Annotated in this window: 12 protein-coding genes; 1 reads left to right on the forward strand and 11 read right to left on the reverse strand. The window is 34.0% G+C overall.

What is annotated here, in order from left to right; translation table 11 throughout:
• Positions 1–7: 7 nt before the first annotated feature.
• The 7 genes from sov to RM538_RS04415 form a co-directional block, all read right to left on the reverse strand.
• Complete coding sequence (gene sov / locus RM538_RS04385; protein ID WP_432279793.1) at positions 8–7,357, reverse strand: T9SS outer membrane translocon Sov/SprA; 7,350 nt, start codon at positions 7,355–7,357, stop codon at positions 8–10.
• A gap of 3 nt (positions 7,358–7,360) precedes the next feature.
• A complete protein-coding gene (ruvA, locus tag RM538_RS04390) occupies positions 7,361–7,942 on the reverse strand; it encodes a Holliday junction branch migration protein RuvA (RefSeq protein ID WP_311332188.1) in 582 nt (193 codons plus the stop codon).
• A gap of 188 nt (positions 7,943–8,130) precedes the next feature.
• A complete protein-coding gene (locus tag RM538_RS04395) occupies positions 8,131–10,431 on the reverse strand; it encodes an NADP-dependent malic enzyme (protein WP_311332189.1) in 2,301 nt (766 codons plus the stop codon).
• A gap of 78 nt (positions 10,432–10,509) precedes the next feature.
• A complete protein-coding gene (locus RM538_RS04400; protein WP_311332190.1) occupies positions 10,510–11,445 on the reverse strand; it encodes a carbohydrate kinase family protein in 936 nt (311 codons plus the stop codon).
• Positions 11,445–12,614 (reverse strand): glycoside hydrolase 100 family protein, encoded by a 1,170-nt coding sequence (locus RM538_RS04405; RefSeq protein WP_311332191.1) that lies wholly within the window; start codon positions 12,612–12,614, stop codon positions 11,445–11,447. The genes RM538_RS04400 and RM538_RS04405 overlap by 1 nt, the downstream gene beginning before the upstream one ends.
• 7 nt (positions 12,615–12,621) lie before the next feature.
• Complete coding sequence (locus RM538_RS04410) at positions 12,622–13,926, reverse strand: MFS transporter (RefSeq protein ID WP_311332192.1); 1,305 nt, start codon at positions 13,924–13,926, stop codon at positions 12,622–12,624.
• A 142-nt stretch (positions 13,927–14,068) separates the two neighbouring features.
• Positions 14,069–16,702, reverse strand: a complete 2,634-nt coding sequence (locus RM538_RS04415; protein WP_311332193.1) for a TonB-dependent receptor domain-containing protein — start codon at positions 16,700–16,702, stop codon at positions 14,069–14,071.
• Positions 16,703–16,863: 161 nt separating this feature from the next.
• Here RM538_RS04415 and RM538_RS04420 point away from each other — a divergent pair, with 161 nt between their 5' ends.
• Positions 16,864–17,886: a LacI family DNA-binding transcriptional regulator gene (locus tag RM538_RS04420; protein WP_311332194.1), complete on the forward strand. Its 1,023-nt coding sequence runs from the start codon at positions 16,864–16,866 to the stop codon at positions 17,884–17,886.
• A 4-nt stretch (positions 17,887–17,890) separates the two neighbouring features.
• On the opposite strand, the gene queG is transcribed toward RM538_RS04420, so the two are convergent.
• The 4 genes from queG to RM538_RS04440 form a co-directional block, all read right to left on the reverse strand.
• Positions 17,891–18,808 (reverse strand): tRNA epoxyqueuosine(34) reductase QueG, encoded by a 918-nt coding sequence (gene queG, locus RM538_RS04425; RefSeq protein WP_311332195.1) that lies wholly within the window; start codon positions 18,806–18,808, stop codon positions 17,891–17,893.
• A gap of 40 nt (positions 18,809–18,848) precedes the next feature.
• Positions 18,849–19,871: a Holliday junction branch migration DNA helicase RuvB gene (gene ruvB / locus RM538_RS04430; RefSeq protein ID WP_311332196.1), complete on the reverse strand. Its 1,023-nt coding sequence runs from the start codon at positions 19,869–19,871 to the stop codon at positions 18,849–18,851.
• Between the two features lie 114 nt (positions 19,872–19,985).
• On the reverse strand, positions 19,986–21,812 hold the full coding sequence (locus RM538_RS04435) for a cytochrome c oxidase subunit I (protein ID WP_311332197.1): 1,827 nt from the start codon (positions 21,810–21,812) through the stop codon (positions 19,986–19,988).
• A 21-nt stretch (positions 21,813–21,833) separates the two neighbouring features.
• Positions 21,834–22,895: a cytochrome c oxidase subunit II gene (locus RM538_RS04440; protein ID WP_311332198.1), complete on the reverse strand. Its 1,062-nt coding sequence runs from the start codon at positions 22,893–22,895 to the stop codon at positions 21,834–21,836.
• Between the last annotated feature and the right edge of the window lie 16 nt (positions 22,896–22,911).

Genomic DNA, 22,911 nt, shown 5'->3' on the forward strand with positions numbered 1-22,911 from the left:
AGTGTTTTTAATTTCCGAAGTTATAACGTAACGTAAATCCACTTCTTATAGTTGTCTGTGGGAACGCTGTAGATATCGCATAATCTGAGAATGTATGGTCGTAATAGAATAAGGCTGTTAAGTTTTTACTTAAGGCATAGTCCATTACAAAATTAATCCCGTAGATGGTTTGACCCGCCGTTGTTTGATTGTTCTCAATATCAAGGTATCTAATTATTGTTTTATTATCCCTTCTAGATAGGTCTAACTTAAAGTTTAAGTCACTTGTAAGTATCTTCTTTTTACCTCCAAAATTTGTCCCAATTTTAAGGTCTTTAATTCTATATCCTAGGCCTATAATAATTTCATCGCCTTTAATTTCAGTAAGAAGATTATTTGCAAAGCTTAAAGAAAGTGCTCTATCCTTACGCAACTCTGCTAAAATTTTTAATGAGTTTTGCATTTCAAAATCAATACGTAATAACGGAGAAAACTGCTCTGTTAAGTTAACGTTTGTCAATAATGTTTCTGGCTTAAAGTTTCCTTCTTGATTTACTTCCTCAGGATTATTAGGATCAAAATCTAAGTTGTTTTGAAACTGGTTAACAGAATAATTTGCTCTGTACCCATGTTGTAAAGAGAACCTCTTAAAAGTCTTTTTAAACCATGGAAGTTTCATTAATCCTGTATATTTAATATCCCAATTTGGTAATGGTATGTCACGTAAGAATCCGTTTTTCTCATTAGAGACATTGCTTCCTTTGTATGCAGCCAAAAAGGCTGGCAATAATACATCTTGACTTGTTCTACCAAAACCAACAGGAAATCCATTCTCATCTCTTTCAAAGTTAGAGTTTCCATAGAAATCTTCGGCTAGTCTATTTGCAACCTCAAGACGATTGTTTCTAAAATCATCAAAAGCAGCAGAACTTTCTTCATCACTTGTGCTAAAGGCCGTTCTAATTAAAACAGTAGAAATATTAAAATTACCAAATGTATTTGGCGCTAGTGATCTATATAGACCATCTTCTACTATGTAATTTTCGGCATAATTTTCAGCATAAATTCTACTTGCGTTTAAATCAATTTTTAAATCTGAAATTGGCTCCATATTAACCTGTACATCAAGTTGCCTATTTTCCGTCTCAGTATATTGCTCATTAAATTCTGGATATAGGGTTAACCATCCTTTTCGTGCAGCCAGTTCACGTATTTCTCTTTGACTACCTAATGTAAAACCAAATGTAGGTTCAAGTGTACCTGCAAAACCAACTTCTGGGGTATATCCTGGTAAGAATATACCGTTATTTTCTTGATAATTAAACTGAATTTTCTTGATAGAGGTTAATAACCCAATACCAAAGTTTGCAGCTTTTGCACCACCGCTTAGGCCAGTACCGCCTCCGCTACCACCACTATTGTTTTCATTGCCATTTCTTCCACCTGCTCTTGTAGATAAAGATGAGCTTCCTGCCTTACCACCAGATTCCTGTTCTGTTTCGCTTCCTTTATTTCCGTCACCGCCGCCTAGTTTACCTCCACGTTCTCCTTTGGGGTTATTGCTATTCCCGCCAGCTTTACTGTTTTCATTATTTCCATTTCTTCCTCCAGCATTATTTCTATTACTCTTTTTAATTTTGGTAAGACCAACATACTTATAAAAAGCATTCATGTCGAGATTACCATTAATTCTATGAGTATTAGCGTTCTGAACAGAATTACCTAAGTCAAATACATCAGTAGTTCCATCACTAAGTGTGATAGGTAAGTTATTAAATTGATCACTACCGTCTTGCCATTGGAAGTCACCTGTATAAGAATAAGTAGCTCGTATAAACTTTAAGAATGGAAATTTACTAAACGGTAAATCATAATTTAATTGTAATGATTGAAAATGTTGATTTGGATCTCCAATATCAAAGAAACCATCCCAAATTCCTACCGTGTCATCTGAAATAAAATCTACACTCCCGTCATCATTAAATCGTTCTGTTAGATAATTTGTAACAATCCTATTATTTGAAGAGCTAAAGTTAAAACGTAACGATTTAGTTAGATTATAATTTAGTGTGTATTGCCAATCAAATAAGAAATTTCTTTGAAATAATAAAGGTGCTGGGATATTACCCTCCTCAAAGTTAACTTCTCTAAACTTTTGCTCATTATACTGCCTTACAATATTTGAGGTTACCGAAATATTAGTTGGTAAGTAATTGATGTTAAAATCTTTTAAGAACTGCCAGTACTTACTTCTAAAAATAGAATCATTTTTCTTAAATGGCTCAAAAGGTTTTTGTACAAAATTGTAATTATAGGTCGCTCCTACATTTACACTTTGATCCAATGATTCTTCTATTTCAAAGTCACGATGATCTACTTGATTATATGAATAAGAGACTGTAAGGTTTTCAATATCCCAAGGCATTGGTTTTTTGTCACCCGTACGTTCTTTTCTAACTCCAATAAAATTAACGCTTTGTCTTTTGGTATAATCCTCTGCTTGCTCTCTTATTCTATCTTTCTCGGCTTCATCGGCTTCATTATCTAATCTAGTTTCTAGCTCAATATCTTGGAATTCTGGATCAAATTGTGGTGTAATTAATTCCTCCCCAATACCATAACTAAATGGTAATTGCACACCCCACTTTTTAGGTAATAGTTGTCCTAAATTTACATTAGTAAGTACATCGTAAATTTGAGAATCTTCTCTACTTCTCTCATTTGGTCCTTGTTCAATACTACCAAAACCTATAGTGCTTATACCCCCAGAAGCGCTCACGTTCATAAAATCTGCTACATTTGCATCCATACTTGCAATAGCTGCATACCCTCCTTGGTTTTTCAATTCTGAAAGACGTAATTCATTAAACCAAACTTCTCCAGAGATATCATTTGTATTTCCCTCTCTGTTTTTAAGACCTAACATAATAATACGCACGTTACCAAAACTTGGATTTCCTTTTATCCCAAGAAGCATATCATTTTCTGGACCTGAAGCATCACCAACACTAGCCTGCTGGAAAAACTCTACACCATCTACTGTTGATATGTCTCCAGATTCTCCTCCTAAAACTCTAGTTTTTACTTCTTGTAATAAACTTAAAGGCAAGTTTATTCTATTTTCAATTGGCCAAATAGCTTCTGGAGTTGTTTCTGAAAAAGCAGTTGGATTTAATGGTATTTGAATCTCATAATAATTTTGATCCAAGTCATTACCTAATCTCATAAATGCAATAAGTTCACCATCAGAAAGTGCTGTTTGATTTTGTAATGATTCTGCATGTAAAAACATTTCAATGTTTTTATATTGACGCATATCTACATTAAAATTCTTATATACAGAACGTCCATCACCAGCTTCTAAATTGGTAACTCGTAACGCTAATGATTGTTCATTTTGACGAATAACATTATTGTTATTATTAAGCTCTTCTCTAATTACTCCTGGAGGCAGCACATATGGTATTGGATCTCTATTTTCATTTTCAATAATATTTACAGATTCAGACTCAAAAGTAGTGATGTCATCATCTGGGTCGTCATTAGGCTGCAATGTTTGAGTAAATCTTCTGTAGTCACCACGAACAAGGTCTAATGTTCCAAAACGAAGATTAGTGTTTTGAGAAAAACCAGACATATACATACGCATAAAACGAACAGAACGTAAATCACCTATTCCTCCAACAGCGTCATCTGGTTGACTAATAGGAACTTTAAATTGTACCCACCTAACTGGAATTGTTTCATTATTTTGTAATGTAACATCAAGTTCTCTAAAGTCTGTTACATACTCATTGTTAAGATGCATGTTTGGTGCAATATCAATATTGTACTCAAAGTAGCTATCTACCGTGTTCATTGTATTATCACGGTTAATGTCCTCTACGTCAGGTTGTGGAGTTGAACCTCTATTGGTATCTGTTACTTCAACAGGAGAGTTTCCTTGTGTACCGTTATAAGTTAAATAACGCTCTAAGATATTACCTTCAGATTGTAAGAAATATTGATAGTTATCATTTGCAGGATCTGGAAGGTTTCTAAACTGTTGTGGATACTCTTGTTTAGACTGCTCGTCAACATCACTCAAACCATCAAGTCCAATATCTTGATTAATACGCTCTTGCCCTTCAGTATCAAAAGTGTATACTAATGATTGATTAGTTGGAATTTTACCCCAAACGGTTGGAAGTGTATTGTCTGTTGAACCATCTGCAGGAAGTCCGTTTTCATATTGTTTTCTACCATCTCTTAGAATATCTTCAGAAATATTACCCAAATTGAATGTTAAAGTACCACCTGGGTTGTTTGCGTTTTCATCGTATATAAAGGGATCCATAACCCAAAATTGAATAAACTCAACATTGGCTCTTTCGAAATCTGTGGTAGTTAATTGTCTTGTAATTGCACCAAACCTATCTTCTGGGTTAGGAAGTGTATTGGGGTCTCCATCACCTAGGGCTTGAGGGTTGTAATTATATTCTCCACGAATTCCTGGGTAGAATGCTAAGTCTAACGTAAATAATGCTTGCGTTTGCCCTTGAATAATATCTCTGTCTGGGAAGATTTCATCAATAAATACTCTACGAGTAAATGGCGAAGATAAATCTTGGTCATCTATCCCGTCTGGTCTTTGTGTGCTATAAAAAATTGGATCAATGGTATACCAAGCTAATTTTGCACGATTATAGTTATAGGTTAAATCGTTATTTGTTTGAGAACCGAGCCCTACTGGGGTTGCACCTAAAAACCAACTTAAAGGTGATTTTACATCAATTTCGGTTTGAGAAGCTTCAAAATCGTCAACATAAGAGGTTGTTTTTCCGCCAAAATCAGACACTTTAGGAGCCCCTGGTTGCAGATAGGCAAACTCTCCTCTTAGAGAAACATTAGATTCTACATCTGTATCAATATTAGGAAGCTTATTTACTAATCTAGTTAAGAAAGGCACTTCCGTAGAAAAGTTTGCATTTACGCCAAAAATAGTATTGTTAATTGGCTCTGCGTTAAAGTTAGATTTTTGTGTTAACGGTCTCTCGTTCAAATTAAGGTACGTTGCTCCAATTTGAAATTTGTCACTAAACTTATGCTCGATATTTAAACCTGTAAAACGTTTTGTTTGCTGTCCAAATAATGTATTATTCTCTGTTGTTATGTTAATTGGTGTATTCGAGTTTAATAACGCAGGATCTAGAATTTGCACTCTACCTAATTGGTAGTTAACAGTATAATCAACACCTTCTACAAGTACTCTTCCTCCAGCAGTTACAGTTACTGATCCTTGAGGAATATTAAAGGCTCCAATAGGAATTCCATCTGCTCCTGTAGATTTATAACTACCCTTTAACTGGAATAGGTTTTTATCACTATCCTCTTGTTCTGCTTGTATTTTTGTTGTTGTATATAAGGTTCTATATACATACTTGTTCTGGTTAGCATTGTAAGTAGAAGGGATTTCATAATTTTCACTTCCAGGATTATTAGAAAGTTTTTCAAATAAAAACTCACCAAAAGGTTCTACACTTGTAAATATAATTTGTCCGTTTTGTGTATCAACAGTAAGGCCTGGCAAGAAATCAAAAAATCCATCGCCACCAAATTGCGGATCACCATTAAAGTTTAACCTATCTAGATTAAAGACATTTAGTAAAATAGTGTTTTCTACATCCTCTGGTAGGGGTACTGCAGGAAATTCTACTGTACCTGTTGCTGGTTCAATATAATTAATTGGGGAAGGATTTGTGTATTGAATGTCTAATCTAAAATCTTCCTGCTCTAATTGAAAAGCACCTAATGCATAAATGTTTTTCATCATTAAATCCCAAACTGGTTCTTGAACTGTAGTAATATTACTTTTTAAGAGTTTTACAACAAGACTTTGAGAAATACCTTCAATAGGTTCTTCCGGGTTTTCTTGATTAGGTATTTCACCACCAGATGCATTTACTCCATCATTAGAAAATTCACCTACTTGATATACTTCTCCATTTACAGTAAACTGGAAAGCTACGGCAAGAACCTCATCATTATTTAAACGCTGATTTAGTGAAATATATCCTAGTTGAGAATCTAATTGATACTCACTCGTATTTAATCGTCTTGCATTTTCTAAAGTCACATAATCAAGGCCCTCATTAACCGGCGTACCACTAAATCCTTGACCAACTGTTGCTACATCTCTAATTGCAGGAGTAAGAAGCGACTGTTGTGGCCCATCAATACCAAAAGGATTAAAGTCGTTATTACTATTATCTGGAAAAGCAGTTCTTGATGCATTAATAAAACCTCCTGGCGTAATATTTAATCCAATATTTTCGGGGTCAGATTCTCCTATATCTTGTAAAGCAACTACATTTCTAACATTATTTGTTTGGTTTGTACGATTGGTAATCCAAACTTCAGTTCTTGTAATTTGAATATTAGAACGATTAAATGGGTATTGTGCTAAAAATCTATCGTAGTTATCTCTAAAGTAATGTGATAAGAAAAAGTGACGATTCTCGTCATACTCTGAAGCAAATAACTGGAAATCTGTTATAGTTGCCCCACCTTCTGCAGTTACTGAACGTGTTTCTGATTGTTGCTCAGAAAATACTCCAGTTATGGTTGTTTTTCCAAACTGAAGTTGTGTTTTTACACCAAATAGACTTTGTGCTCCTTGAATAAGCGTACTATTTAATGGCATATTTACATTACCTACTTCTATTTTCTGAATAATATCGTCTTCGGTAGGTGTATATTCTAGTTTTATTTGATTTTGAAAATCGAATGTAGATTGCGTATCGTAATTTGCATTAATCTGAAGTCGTTCTCCAACTTTTCCTAATAGACTAAGACTAATACGCTGGTCAAAATCAAAAGAAAGGTTACTTCTATTTCTTGGTGAAAATGCTGGGTTATCTTGTTTAGTATAAAGTAGCCCTAAATCCATTTCCACGCTACCTTGTGGTATAACCTCTATAGTGTTACCCCCAAATATAGTTTCAAAAAAGTTAGAGTTTACATAAAATGTAGGTAATAAGTTCTTTTGTAGTTCTTCAGCGCCTTCTTTTCTTCCATCTGCAGCATCAATTTTGTCTTTAAAATAAGAACGCATTTGCTCTTTAAGCAGTAAATCTTGGTACTCTTTAGGAGTTAAGATAAGAGGGTATGAGATTGAAAAACCACCTAAAGTCTTGGTATAGATATACCTATCGGTGATAGGATCATAGGTATACAAATCTTGAATACTAGGTGGGTTTGGGAGATCTAATCGTCCCATAGTGACCCCTGTACTGGTAGAGTCCTGTGCTTGAACCATTGCCAAGCTCCCAAAAATGAAAATAAATACTATAAAAAGCTTACTAAAGCTATTGTTTAAATCGTAATTTTTTGCGCCCAATGTTTACAAATTTTTTAAAGCTTGTTTTATTATCGTTTCTACTGAAGCCTGTGGATCCTCTTTTATAATCTTATCACACACTTTTTCTGCTTGTTTACGAGCAAAACCTAATGTCTCCAAAGCAGATAACGCTTCATTTTTGTTCGTATTGCTTGATACAGTAGAAACATCATCCAAACCGTACACTTTTAAAACTTTATCTTTAAGATCTAAGACAACACGTTGTGCTGTTTTAAGACCTATTCCTTTAACCGATTGTATCACTCCAATGTCATTGGAAGCTATCGCTTCTTTAACTTGATCTGGTGAAAGTGACGACAACATTGTTCTCGCCGTATTTGCACCTACCCCAGAAACTGAAATTAATAATCTAAAAATTTCCCTTTCTAAATGTGTTGAAAATCCATACAATGTATGAGAATCCTCACGAACCAGTAAATGTGTAAACACTTTCACATTTTCTTCATCGGGGAGTTGCGAAAATGTATGAAATGAAATATTTACAAAATAGCCTATACCATTACAGTCTATAACTACATCTGTGGGGGATTTTTCAACGAGTCTGCCCTGTATATGGGTAATCATTTGTTAACAATAGGTTAAAGCTTCAAATATAGTATAATTATTTTCATCTGCCAGCCAAATAAAAAGGGATTATTCAATTAAAAAAGTTCACGCTTTACAGTTGGTATTTGCATTATTTTTTATGCTAAACTCCTATTTATTAAAATTAGAACACTCTTAATTTGCTAGTTACTTATAATGTAAACTTATTAGTTAGTTTTAGAAGCGAGTTCTTTTTCTCTCTTATCCTTTTGTTGCGCATCTACCACAGATACTGCTGCCATGTTAACAATTTCTTCTACACTAGCGCCAAGTTGAAGAATATGTACAGGTTTTTTCATACCCAACATAATAGGCCCAATAGATTCTACATTATTTAGCTCTTTTAAAAGCTTGTAATTACTATTGGCAGAATCCAAATTTGGAAAAATTAAAGCATTTACTCGTTTACCGGCCAATTTTGAAAACGGAAAATTCTTTCGAAGCATTTCTGGGTTTAAAGCAAAATCTGTTTGTAATTCCCCATCCAAAATCATATCTGGATTACTTTTATGAAGCAGTTTAACCGCTTCTCTTACCTTGGTTGCATGCTCATCTTTTGACGAACCAAAATTAGCATATGAAATCATTGCGATAACAGGAGTAAGACCAAACATTTTCATGGTGTAGTTAGTCATTTGTGCAATTTTAGCAAGCTCCTTCGCTGTTGGGTCAATATTTATAGAAGTATCTGAAATAAATAGTGGCCCTCGTTTTGTTAACATTAAGTTGGTCGTGGCAACTTTACTTACTCCATCAAACCTTCCTACTGTTTCAAGCACTGGACGCACCACAGTAGGGTATGCTCTAGAATAGCCAGAAATCATGCAATCTACATCTCCTTCATTAAGCATCATAGACGCATAGTAATTTCTAAAACGCATTAGGTTTTGGGCATCATACAAGGTCACACCGCTTCGCCTCCTTTTCTGCCAAAACTTTTCGGCATACACTTCTAGTTTGTTATTCTTATCTCTACTTTTTGGGTCTATTATTTCTATAGGAGCATCAAAGTCTATCTCCTCCATAAGCTCTGAAATGATATCTTTTCTACCCAACAAAACAGGAATTCCAATGCCTTCATCATGAACAATTTGAGCTGCTTTTAATACATCTAAATGATCTGCTTCTGTAAAAACTATTCGTTTAGGGTTTGTTTTTGCTCTGTTAAGAAGAAGTCTAATAATCTTGTTATCACTTCCCATTCTTTCAAAAAGCTCATCTTCATATTTATCCCAATCTAAAATAGGCTCTGTTGCAACACCACTATCCATTGCAGCTTTAGCAACAGCTGGTGGAACTGTACCAATTAATCTAGGGTCAAAAGGTTTTGGTATTATGTAGTCTTTTCCAAAATTAAGTCGTGTTTCGCCATAGGCAATATTAACCTGTTCCGGAACTGGCTCCTTAGCAAGGTTAGCTAGCGCTTTTACAGCAGCCATCTTCATTGCTTCATTAATTTTTGTTGCTCTAACATCTAAAGCTCCTCTAAAAATAAATGGGAATCCAAGTACATTATTTACTTGATTGGGATGATCACTTCGGCCAGTAGCCATTATAATATCATCTCTACTAGCACACGCAAGGTTATAATCAATTTCTGGCTCTGGATTTGCCATGGCAAAAACAATAGGATTGCTAGCCATAGAAATAACCATTTCTTGTGTTACTATGTTTCCTACTGAAAGACCCAGAAAGACATCTGCTCCTTTCATAGCTTCAGCAAGAGATTTGTAGTTTTTAGTGCTTCTAAATTTTTCTTGAGAAGGCGCAAGATTATCTCTATCTTCAGAAAGCAAACCTTCACTATCAAACATAACTATATTTTCTAGTTTTGCTCCAAGGGCTATATATAAATTAGTACAAGATATTGCTGCAGAACCTGCTCCAGAAACTACAAAACGGACTTCTTCAATTTTTTTGTTTGCAATTTCAAGTGCATTTAGTAATGCTGCCGAAGATATAATTGCAGTCCCATGCTGGTCATCATGCATTACTGGGATATCTAACTCTTCCTTTAATCTTCGTTCTATCTCAAAAGCTTCAGGAGCTTTAATATCTTCTAAATTTATTCCTCCAAAAGTGGGTGCAATATTTTTTACAGTATTTACAAATGCGTCAATATCTTCAGTATTTACTTCAATATCAAACACATCTATATCTGCAAATATTTTGAACAATAAACCCTTTCCTTCCATTACAGGCTTAGAAGCTTCTGGACCTATATTTCCTAAACCAAGGACCGCAGTACCATTAGATATTACCGCAACAAGATTTCCTTTATTAGTATATCTATATACGTTATTTACGTCTTTATCAATCTCAAGACAAGGCTCTGCCACTCCAGGAGAGTATGCCAACGAAAGGTCTCTTTGGGTAGCATACTTTTTTGTAGGCACTACCTCTACCTTACCTGGTTTAGGTTTAGCATGATATAAAAGGGCTTCTCTTCTGCGTCTTTGTTTACTCATAAAAGTCTTTTTTCAAGAAAAACAAAGGTAGTAAGAAAACATACTATTTTTAACCTTGACAGTATGTAGAGACAAAAATTATTCTATAAGCTGAGAGATTATATTAATATTATTGGGAAGTCTACCTACGTTTTGAAGTTTTAGCGACGCTAATTTTAATGCAATACTTAGGCATTCTTCTAGAGACTTCTTCTTTAAATATGAAAATAGAAAGCCAGACCAAAAAGCATCACCAGCACCAGTAGTATCCATAACTTTTTTTATTTTTATTGCAGACATTTTTATTACTGGCTTGCCTTTTTGAGACAACTCAACGCCCTTTTTACCTAAGGTTAGACAAACGATATCTACTCCATTTTCATGGAAAAAAGAAAAAAGTTCATTCTTACTGAAGTTATTTCCAAAAAGCCTCTCAGAATCATCATCACTTATTTTAACTAGTGGGTTATACGAACAATATTCTTTCAAGACAGTAATTGCCTCATCTCTATCATTCCATATTTTTTCAGAAAAATTAACATCAATGCTTAATTTACAGCTTGCATTATATGCTTCTTCTGCTTTTTTAAGAATTGTTTTCTGTGCTGGTTTTTTACTCAACGCGAAGCAAGTAGTATGAAAAATTGATGAGCTTCTTAGGGTTTCTGAAGTTATTTGTTCTTCATTTATTAAAAAGTCTGAGGTTCTATAAGGTAAAAATTCTGGAGTTTGAGAAGACCTTGAAACAAATATAATGCTAGTTGGTTGTTCACATTTACAGATACTTGACGTATCTACTCCTAACTCATCTAACCTTTCAAAAACGTATTCTCCAAAACCATCTTTGCCTACTGCGGCAACCAATTTTGATTTTAATCCAAGCCTTGCAGAGTTCATAACCACATTTGCAGGAGAACCTCCTAAATATCTATGGTAATCTCTAGTTTGATTTATAAATACATCCTGCTGGTGTCCTATAAAATCTATTAGCACTTCTCCTACACATAGTATGTCTATTGATTTCGAAAAAGTCATTACAACAAAAGTTTTTTTCCGTTTATATATTGTTCAAGTAGTATTTCTCCAGCTGCACTCCAAGTGCATTTTTTAACACCGTTAGGGATTTGAAGTTTAGTATCAAAGTTCTCGTAAAAACCATAATTTTCAATTCTGTTGAGCTTTTTAATGTACTTTAATACATCTACAGCTATATCCATATCATAATCTATTAAAGCAATCCCATAAAAACTATTAACCATTTGCCAAGTTCCTCCATTATGAAATTGAAAGGGCATGTTTCTAAACTCATATTTACAATTATTTTTAAGTTGTTCCCAATCTATACTCTCTGTATCTATTGGTTCCCAAAAGGCGGGAAGTAATTGTAGAGGCAAACTTTTTCTTAAATTCTCTGTGTACTTTAAAATCTTTTTTCTGAAAGAAGACTTATCAATATCTAAAAGTAAAGCCAAAGAGTTGCCAAAAGCATCAAACATATTTTGATATCCAGAGGGGTTAATTGATGCAGCAAAGTATTTTGAATTTTTAAGATCCTTGTATGCTTTAGGGTGATACGACTCTTTTATATTTCCAGACTTATAATTGTCCAAAATTTTATTTGAAATGATTTCTATTTTCTCTATATATTGTTTTTCTGGATAAAAGGCAACATAGCATCTTAATGCCCAAAGCCTCAATATTTGATCATACAGTATATGCCCTTCTGTGATATACTCATCTGCCCAATTTCCAGATTTAGGAACATATAACAGATGGTTGTTATTAAACTCCCAACAATCTAACAACCTGAAACATTTTTCAATATTAGGTTTAAATTGTTCAATAAAAGAAGTGTCATTTTGAAGTTTAGCGTAATTACAAACACCAATAATAAACCAAGAAACTGTATCTACTCTTCCGGCAAGACCACCAAAACTTATCTCTGTTTTATTTTCTTTGAAATGAACGTTAGATGGTATATGACCTAAATCATGTTGATTTTCAGCTAAGGAAATTAAGGTCTTTTTAAAAGTTTCAATTAATTTTTTATCCCCATCAAGTAAAGCAGCAAGTCCAGTTATAACACCATCTCTAGCCCATATTCTTTTATAGTTAGAAACTTCATTAGCACTTGCCAAAAAACCTTTAGGAGAACTAGCTTCTAAAAGCAAATTTTTTGCTTTTACATAGGAAATATCACTCATAGAATACTTATGAAGTTGTTTTTTTACTAGTCTTAATTAAAAGGGTACAAATTGTGGCAATAATTAATAATACCCCTGCAAATGTTATAGCATTTCTTGGGTCATTATTTAAAAAATGCTTTAAAATAAAACCAAAAGATAATGTTTGAATTATCATTGGTATAACAATCATCATATTAATTATTCCCATATATACACCATAGCGTTCTTTAGGAATATCTGAAACAACCATTAAATAAGGAATACCCATCATACTTGCCCAACCAATTCCAAATCCAGAAATAGCAAAGAACAACAAATTCTTATTTTCTATATGCGGAAAGGCTAAAAACCCTATTGCTGCAATTATCAAACAAAACGCGTGTACTTTTTTAGGGCTATATTTTTTTGCAAAACCAACCAATGCAAAGGCTACTAAAAAAGTAACTACATTGTACCAGCCATTTACTAGGCCTGTCCAACCAACCGCTTCGCTATATGCCTCTGGATTACTTAATGGTGTTGCATTCCAAACAGAAAGCGCCACACTTTTTGAGGAGTTTTGCCAATAGCAAAACAAAGCGTACCATTGAAATAAATAAACTAATGCTAATTGCCACATAACTCTAGGCATGTCTTTTATTGCCGAAAATATTTCAATTAGCGGGCCCAAAACACTTCGCTTTTCGCTTTTAAGTTTTGCTAACTCTTCTGGTGTTGGTGGTATTTCTTTTGTTTTACTATTACTCCACAAAACCGTTCCAATAGAAAAAGCAGCTCCTAAGAAAAAAGAAGCGTAAATCCATCTTGGCAAAGAGCCTGTAGTTCCTATAAATATTAATGGAAAAATAAATATTGATAAATTTGCCAATACCTGCCCTAAACCAGTAAAAAAGCTTTGCATTTGAAAACCTAATGGTTGTTGTTCACCATCTAACTTATCTGCAATTACAGCTCTGTAAGGCTCCATAGCAGTATTATTACCTACATCAAGAATCCAAAGTAAACCTGCTGCCATCCATAAAGAACTGCTAAATGGAAACATGAGCAAAGCTAAACTGCATAAAATTGCACCTACTAAAAAATAGGGCTTACGTCTACCAAACCTTGGACTCCATGTTTTATCACTCATAGCTCCAATAACAGGTTGTACTAGTAAGCCTGTTACTGGCCCTGCCAAATGTAATATAGGAATTGCGTCTGGTGTAGCTCCTAAAAAATCATAGATTGGTGTAACTGCGCTTTGTTGCAACCCAAAACTATATTGAATTCCAAAAAATCCAACATTCATATTCAGTATTTGCCAAAAACTTAACTTTGGTTTTTTCATCATTTTAAAGTCTAATGTTATACTAGTCTAGTATGGTGCATAAGCGAAAAATAAAAAGAGCCAATAATAAAATTAACTATTGACTCTTTATAACTAACAAAACAATCTAATAAAAAATTCTATATTAATATGATTCTAAGATATATTAAAATTTATAATTCAACCCTAATGAGATTGAACGACCTGGTACGGGTCTAACTCTTAAAAAGTTTGTTTGTCCTTCAACAATGCTTCCTTCTTCAGACTCTGTAATACCTAAAGAATCAAATACATTATTTGCAGATAAATTTGCAGATAAATTATTTGTTACTTCAACACTAACAAAGCTATTTACAATTACAAATCCAGGTAAAACTAACATATTAGAATCTTGAGCGAATGCTTTAGATTGACCAATAAAGCTTAACCCAACACTATGTTGCTTGCTATTTCCAAAAACATAAGTAGGTATAAAGTTGTAAATAAAATCTGGCTGCCTTCTAGGGGTATTCCCTTCATTATCACCACTATCTATTTCAGCTTTAGTATAAGTAATACCTCCTCTTAAGTTTAAGTCGTTTATAGTATAAGTACCTTCTAATTCGACACCAAAAGACTTATAATCATTTTCAATTATACTTTGAGTTGTTGCCTCAAAACCTCCTTCTTCTATAGTCTTAGCATAAAATAAAGTTGCATAAAGAGCTCCTCTATCAAAACCTCTTTTATAACCCAGTTCTGCTTGATTAATGAAATCTAATGCATTAATTTGATCTCCATCTAGGTAGTTTAATCCTGCAAAAAGGATACGGTCTGCTTTTGCAGAGGCGCCTCTACTGTATCTTGCAAAGACTGCTTCATTATCTTGTAATTTGTAATTTGCACCTAAAGAATACGAAACATAATCATAATCATAATCTACAGTTGTTGGATTAGCGCGGTCTATAGCTTGAGCCGTTTGCTCTGGATAAGAAATAACACCATCGTTGTTTATATCTGTAGATGAAGTAACAGGTCCAGCAAAAGACCCATCTACTTTTCCGTTGTCAAAACGAATACTAGCATTAAAGTTTAAATTCTCTGTAGCATCAATAGACACATCTGCATAAGGTGCAGATACATTGTAATTTGTATCATATCCTCTTTGACAACAGTTTCCAAATAACGCTGCTCCATACCCTATTAAACCATTAACAGACAATGGATTTCCTGCAGCATCAAAACCATTAATTAAACGAGCCTTATCTCCAGAAGCTTCTAATAAGTAAGAATTCCATAACCAAGACATAGATACGTTTTGGTAAGATTTAAAAAATCCTAGAGTAACATCAATATTATCAAACGATTTAGACAGCCTAAGGTCATTCATAAAGTTGTTAAAGTTATTTAGCTCTGTGTCAAAAAGTACAGTTGGAGCTAAAATTGCACTTCCTGGAACAGGAGAACCATCATTTGCATAAGTAAGAGATGAATATCCATTATCTGTAGCAAAATCACCTGCTAAGAAATCATTTGCTGTTACAACTGATGCTGGGAAAGGAGAATTAAAACCTCCTTTATTGAAGGAGAATCTCCCATTGTTTTTAATTTTCCAACCTTCAGATGGCTCAAACATAAACTCTACTCCTACTGAAGTTGAAACAGGGTTCATTCCATCTGCCACGTTAGATCTTCTTAACTCCCCACTTTCACCTAACCCAACACTTTGAGATAAGAAAGGTGTGTGTAATGTTTGCGAATTAGCATCAAAATTAGGAAGGTCTTCAAAATCAGGATCATCATTTGTTCCTGTTACTTGTATTGGGTTTGGTAGGTAAGCAATAGCCTTATCATTTAGGTATTTTCCATAAAGCCTAACATATCCCTTATCAAACTCTTTAGTTAAATTAAATTTAAACTGTCCTCCTTTATTAGCAGTATAACCAGCATCTCTTATGCCTTCTCCAACTCTAAAAAAACCACCCATATGAAAATAAAATCCATCACCTATTGGAGCACCATATTCAAAATCTGTTCTAAATGTATTATAATCAACTCCAAAAGATGTTCCCAAAGAGCCACCTTCTTTTTTTCCTGTTTTACTTATTAAATTTATTATTGCGCCAGGAGAGTTTGATGATAATGTAGAGGCAGATCCACCACGAATTGCTTCAATTCTAGCAATATTAGAATCATATCTAGTAAAAATATCTGCTGTAGCAAAAGCTATATCACCAAATAATAGTACAGGCAGTCCATCCTCTTGAAGTTGCACATATTTTGAACCTCCAGAAGATACTGGCACACCTCTAACTGCAATATTTGAATTCCCTTCTCCACCAGAAGACTCAGATCTTATACCTGGTATTGTTCTAAAAATTTCTGCAGTAGTTCTGGGTGCAGATTTTTCAATATTCTCTGGCTTTATAGTAGTAACAGACACACTAGACTCAATTTTTGACCTTGGATTAGCAACACCCGTTAATAGTATTTGATCTAAAGACTCTGCATCTTCAGACATTGAAAAATTTACTGTAACATCTTGTCCACTAACTGTTACACTTTGAGAAAAGTTTGAGAAACCTATAAATGTTGCAGATAACGCATATGTTCCATCTGGTACATTTTGAATTTGATAGTTCCCATCAAAGTCTGAAACAGCTCCATAGGTAGTGCCGTCTAAAACTACATTAACTCCAGAAAGTGGAATCCCACTCTCATCATTAATTTTCCCTGAAATTGTAGATTGTGCAAATCCACTAGCAGTAACTAAAAATAGCATCAAAAATAAAATGCTAACATTTCTTTTAAATAAATTCATGTTGGTCTTATTTTTAGAATATGATTATTATTCTGGTTAATTTTTGACAATTTACATTGAGAATCAAAAAAAAATTATGTTTTTTTTAACGAAAACGTTTTCGATTTAATCGAAAACGTTTTCGTAGATTTAAATTTTAACATTTAAAAGGTTTATTCTATATGAAACCAGTCACACTCAGGCAAATAGCAGAGATTTTAAACATATCTATCACTACTGTTTCAAAAGCTCTAAAGGACTATCCAGACGTAAGTAAAAAAACAAAAAGACTTGTAAAAGAGACTGCAAAAACATTAAACTACAAGCCTAATTCTTTTGCCGTAAACCTTAGAACTAGAGAATCTAAAACTATAGGATTAATAATTCCTGAAGTTGTTCACCATTTTTTTTCTAGTGTTATTAAAGGAATTATTTCACAAGCAGAAAAAAATGGGTATATGGTAATCATTCTCCAGTCTAATGAATCTTTTGAACTTGAAAAAAAACAAATTGATTTGTTACTGAGGAAACAAGTTGATGGAATACTTATATCACTTGCAAATTCAACGGTACGTTATGAGCATCTTAACGAGGTGCTTGACCAAAATAAGCCTATTGTAATGTTTGACAAAATTGCAAAACTTGTTAATTGTTCAAAGGTTATCATTAATGATCGTAAAGCTGCATATTTAGCCACACAACATTTAATTGACATTGGATGTAAAAGAATTGCTCATTTTAGAGGTCCACTATTACCTCAAAATTCAATAGATAGATTTTTAGGCTATAAAAAGGCTTTGGAGGATAATAATTTAATATATGACTCATCACTTGTATATGTATGTAACGACATGAGTTTTGATGAGGGAAAAAATTTTGCTAAGCAATTAATAGAAGAGCATAGTAACGTTGATGGTCTATTTATAAATACAGATTTAGTTGCAGTAGGAGCAATTTCTGAATTTAACAAAAGAGGTGTCATAGTACCAAAAGATATTGCCATAGTTGGATTTAGTAATTGGTTTATGTCATCTGTAATATCTCCTTCGTTAACTACAATTGATCAACCGGGTTATAAAATGGGTAAAAAAGCATTTAAACTTCTTTACAAAGAAATAAAGAATAAAAAAGAAAATATTGAAGTAAAGTATAAAAAAGTAGAGCTCCCTGTACAACTGATTAAAAGAGAGAGCACAGCTTTTTAATTTTCTATTTTAAAAACTTAATGTTTCTTGTTAGCCCAGAAAATTTAGTTCGTTTTACAGCACTTTTCTTAAAAATTTCTGCAAACACTTCTTCGGTTATTTCTTCCCAATCTTTTTTGGACATTTCTAATAGCTTGGGATTAGGATTAAACAAAGGCTCCTTATGCGATGTGCTAAAACGATTCCACGGACATACATCTTGACACACATCACAACCAAACATCCAGTCGTCAAACTGTCCTTTTACTTGAGTAGGTATTGCATCTTTTAACTCTATTGTGAAGTAACTAATACATTTGCTACCATCTACGACATAGGGCTCTACAATGGCTTGTGTTGGACAAGCATCTATACAGGCGGTACAAGCACCACAATGGTCTGTGACAGGAGTATCGTATTCTAATTCGAGATCGATAATAAGTTCTGCTATAAAGTAAAAAGAACCTACTTGCTTAGTTAACAAGTTGCTGTGTTTACCCATCCATCCTAACCCACTCTTTGCAGCCCAAGCTTTGTCTAAAACGGGCGCAGAATCTACAAAAGCACGACCATGAACATTACCAATCTCTTCTTGTATATAATTGAGTAAGTTTTTTAATTTGTCTTTAATAACAAAGTGGTAGTCTGTACCATAGGCATATTTGGAGATTTTGTAGCTGTCATTTCTTTGTTCTTCTGTAGGGAAGTAGTTAAGTAATAAAGAAACCACACTCTTTGATCCTTCAACTAGTTTTGTGGGGTCTAGGCGTTTGTCAAAATGATTTTCCATGTAGCTCATCTCTCCATGCATATTTTTATTGAGCCATTTTTCTAGCCTAGGAGCTTCTTCTTCAAGAAAATCTGCTTTACTAATACCACAAGACAAAAAACCCAAGCGGTTAGCTTCGGTTTTAATGAGCTGAGTGTTTTTTGATTTATTCACTTATCAAACTAATAATAGAGTTAAATAATAAGCCTAAGGTTTAAAACAACCCACCTTGTGTTGGTCCTTTTAATTTGCCAAGATGCTTATATGCAGCTTCGGTTACTTCACGTCCTCTAGGCGTACGCATAATAAATCCTTGTTGAATCAAAAAAGGTTCGTAGACTTCTTCTATGGTTTCGGCACTTTCAGATACTGCAGTAGCAAGGGTTGTAATCCCAACTGGACCTCCTTTAAATTTTTCAATAATAGTAGTTAGTATCTTATTATCCATTTCATCTAAGCCATGAGCGTCTACATGTAACGCTTTTAATGCAAACTTGGATATTTCAATATCAATTGTGCCGTCTCCTTTAATTTGAGCAAAGTCTCTAACACGTCTTAATAGTGCATTAGCGATTCGAGGTGTCCCTCTACTCCTACCAGCTATTTCTATAGCTGCCTCCATAGTAATAGGAACATCTAAAATAGAAGCACTACGCTGAACGATAGTTGTAAGTAACTGGGTAGTATAATATTGAAGCCTTGAAGCAATTCCAAAACGAGCTCGCATAGGAGCTGTTAATAAACCAGAACGAGTAGTAGCTCCTACTAGTGTAAAAGGTGCAAGATTAATTTGGACAGTACGAGCATTTGGCCCAGATTCTATCATAATATCAATCTTATAATCTTCCATTGCAGAGTACAAATACTCTTCTACAATGGGGCTTAACCTATGTATTTCATCAATAAATAGTACATCTCTTTCTTCAAGATTGGTTAGTAATCCAGCTAAATCTCCTGGTTTATCTAATACTGGTCCAGAGGTTACTTTAATGCCTACTGAAAGTTCGTTGGCAAGAATATGAGCTAATGTTGTTTTTCCTAATCCCGGAGGCCCATGAAACAACGTATGATCTAAGGCTTCTCCTCTTAAGTTTGCAGCTTGTACAAAAACTTGAAGATTTTCTAATGCTTGATCCTGCCCTGTAAAATCATCAAAAGTGAGAGGTCGTAATTTTTTCTCAATTTCAATATCTTGAGGAGTTAAGTGTTCTTCGGAAGGGTCTAAATTTTCGTTCATATTACTTCCTGCAAAAGCAGGAATTGAAATTAGTTTTCTGAAATCTTAAGAAATAATCTTCGGTAGTATCAAATATAAAAAAACCCTTTCGATTTGAAAGGGTTTCTAAATTTCTTAGTGATTTAATTCTTCTTCATTGTCCTGTAATGGAATATGTTGTGGAACAAAGTCTTGACCCGGAATCACGTAATCACTTTCGTCTTTATTTAATTTACTATAATCATAAGACCAACGATATACATGAGGAATAGGTCCATCCCAGTTACCATGAATATGTTTTACTTCTGCAGTCCATTCTAAAGTAGTAGCATTCCAAGGGTTTTTTGGCCCTTTCTTTCCGTGGAAAATAGAATGTATAAAGTTATACAAGAACACTAGTTGTGCTGCTGCTGTAATAAATGCAAATATTGAGATTACTACATTTACATCTGCTAAATCATCAAAGTATGGGAATGCTGTATTGGTATAATAACGTCTTGGTAATCCAGCCATTCCAATAAAGTGCATTGGGAAGAATACTCCGTAAGCACCTATAATAGTTACCCAGAAATGGACGTATCCAAGATTTTTGTTTAACATTCTCCCTTGGAACATTTTTGGGAACCAATGATATACTCCAGCAAATAAACCATATAATGCAGAGATACCCATTACCAGGTGGAAGTGAGCTACTACAAAATACGTATCATGTACGTTAATATCTAAAGCACTATCTCCTAAAATAATTCCTGTTAATCCGCCTGTAATAAAGGTAGAAACAAATCCAATAGAGAATAGCATACCTGTATTCATCTGCAAGTTACCTTTCCAGAGTGTGGTTATCCAGTTAAATGATTTTACCGCAGATGGAATTGCAATTAATAGGGTTGTAAATGTAAATACAGAACCTAAGAATGGATTCATTCCAGAAATAAACATATGGTGACCCCATACAATGGTAGATAAAAATGCAATTGCAAGTATAGAAGCTACCATAGCACGATAACCAAAGATAGGCTTCCTTGAGTTTACTGCCATAATTTCTGAAACCATACCCATCGCAGGTAAGATTACAATATATACTTCAGGGTGTCCAAGGAACCAGAATAGGTGTTCAAATAATACTGGTGAACCTCCTTGATTGTGTAATACTTCTCCTGCAATGTAAATATCTGACAGGAAGAAAGAAGTTCCAAAACTTCTATCCATTATTAGCATTAAAGCAGCAGATAATAATACTGGAAAAGAAACAACACCAATAATTGCTGTTACAAAGAACGCCCAAATCGTTAATGGAAGACGCGTCATAGACATTCCTTTTGTTCTTAAGTTAATTACTGTAACAATATAGTTAAGCGATCCTAATAATGAGGATGCAATAAAGATTGCCATAGAAACTAACCATAATGTCATCCCTGCTCCTGAGCCGGGAATGGCTTGTGGCAAGGCACTTAATGGAGGGTAAATAGTCCAACCAGCTGAAGCAGGTCCTGCTTCAACAAAAAGCGACAATACCATAATCACACTAGAGATAAAAAACAACCAGTAAGAAACCATGTTAAGGAATCCAGATGCCATATCTCTTGCTCCAATTTGTAATGGAATTAATAGGTTACTAAATGTACCACTTAAACCAGCAGTTAATACAAAGAATACCATAATAGTACCATGGATAGTAACTAATGCTAAGTATACATTAGGATCCATAACACCACCTTCACCCCATTTACCAAGTAATACTTCATAAATAGTAAACTCTTTATCAGGCCAAGCTAATTGCAATCTAAATAAAAGTGACATTGCAATACCAATGATACCCATAAACAATCCTGTAATAAGGTATTGCTTGGAAATCATTTTATGATCTTGACTAAATATATATTTAGTTATAAAAGTTTCTTTATGATGATGTCCGTGATCATCATGATGATCTACTGCGTGTTCGTGTGCGTGTGCTGACATATCTCTTTTCTTAGCTTTTTATTATTTTTTAAGTTGTTCGGCAATGGTTGGTTGTTCAGCAATCCACTTGTCGTACTCTTCTTGTGTTTCAACAATAATCTTCATCTGCATATTGTAGTGACTAGCACCACAAATTTTATTACATAAAAGCATATAGTCAAACTCGTAAGGTTCTAATGCTTCATCTCCTTCTTTTACTAAATCTATGCTTTTCTCTCTACGTAATTCGTTAATCTTAGCTACTTTGTCTATAATATCTTGATTATTACGCATCTCTTCAGTAGTAGTAATAGGCGTAAAAGAGAATTGGGTAATCATTCCTGGAACACAATTCATTTGTGCTCTAAAATGTGGCATATAGGCAGAGTGCAACACATCTTGAGAACGCATTTTAAAGATAATTTTTCTTCCTACAGGTAAATGCAATTCATTTACTACAATGTCATCTTGAGCATTAGGATCTGCTGCATCAACTCCTAGTTGATTAACGCCTTCGATAAGACGGACGTTGGCTTCACCTAAGGTATTATCATCTCCACTATATCTTGCTCTCCAATCAAATTGATAGGCGTATAATTCAACCACCATTGGGTCGTCTTCCATATCAACATTCATAATATCTGTCCAAGTGAAAAGACCGTAGATAATTAATCCTGCTAATACAATTACTGGAATAATAGTCCAAATAAATTCTAGCTTATCATTGTCAGCATAAAAAGTAGCTCTCTTTCCTTTTTCTCCTCTGTATTTGAATGCAAAATAACTTAACAACCAAAGTGTTATGATACCTACAATAAAAATAACTATCCAAGTAATAAGCATTAAACTGTCTATACCAGAACCATGTTCTGAAGCAGCTTCTGGAAGCAATACATCGCCCCATTTAATAAAACAAACTATAATTAATCCGTAGGTAAAGAATGCTAGCATTAGCATTAACCAACCATTAATATTATTATCGGTATCATTAGCAACTTCTGAAGTATCAGTTTCAGCAGGTTTTGACATCTGAAAAATTTTATTCAATTGCCAAACTGCAACTACAAAAAGAATAATTACTAATACAATTAAAAATGCGGTCATCGTTATCTGTCTCTAT

Source organism: Patiriisocius hiemis (assembly GCF_031846325.1).
Taxonomy (GTDB): domain Bacteria; phylum Bacteroidota; class Bacteroidia; order Flavobacteriales; family Flavobacteriaceae; genus Patiriisocius_A; species Patiriisocius_A hiemis.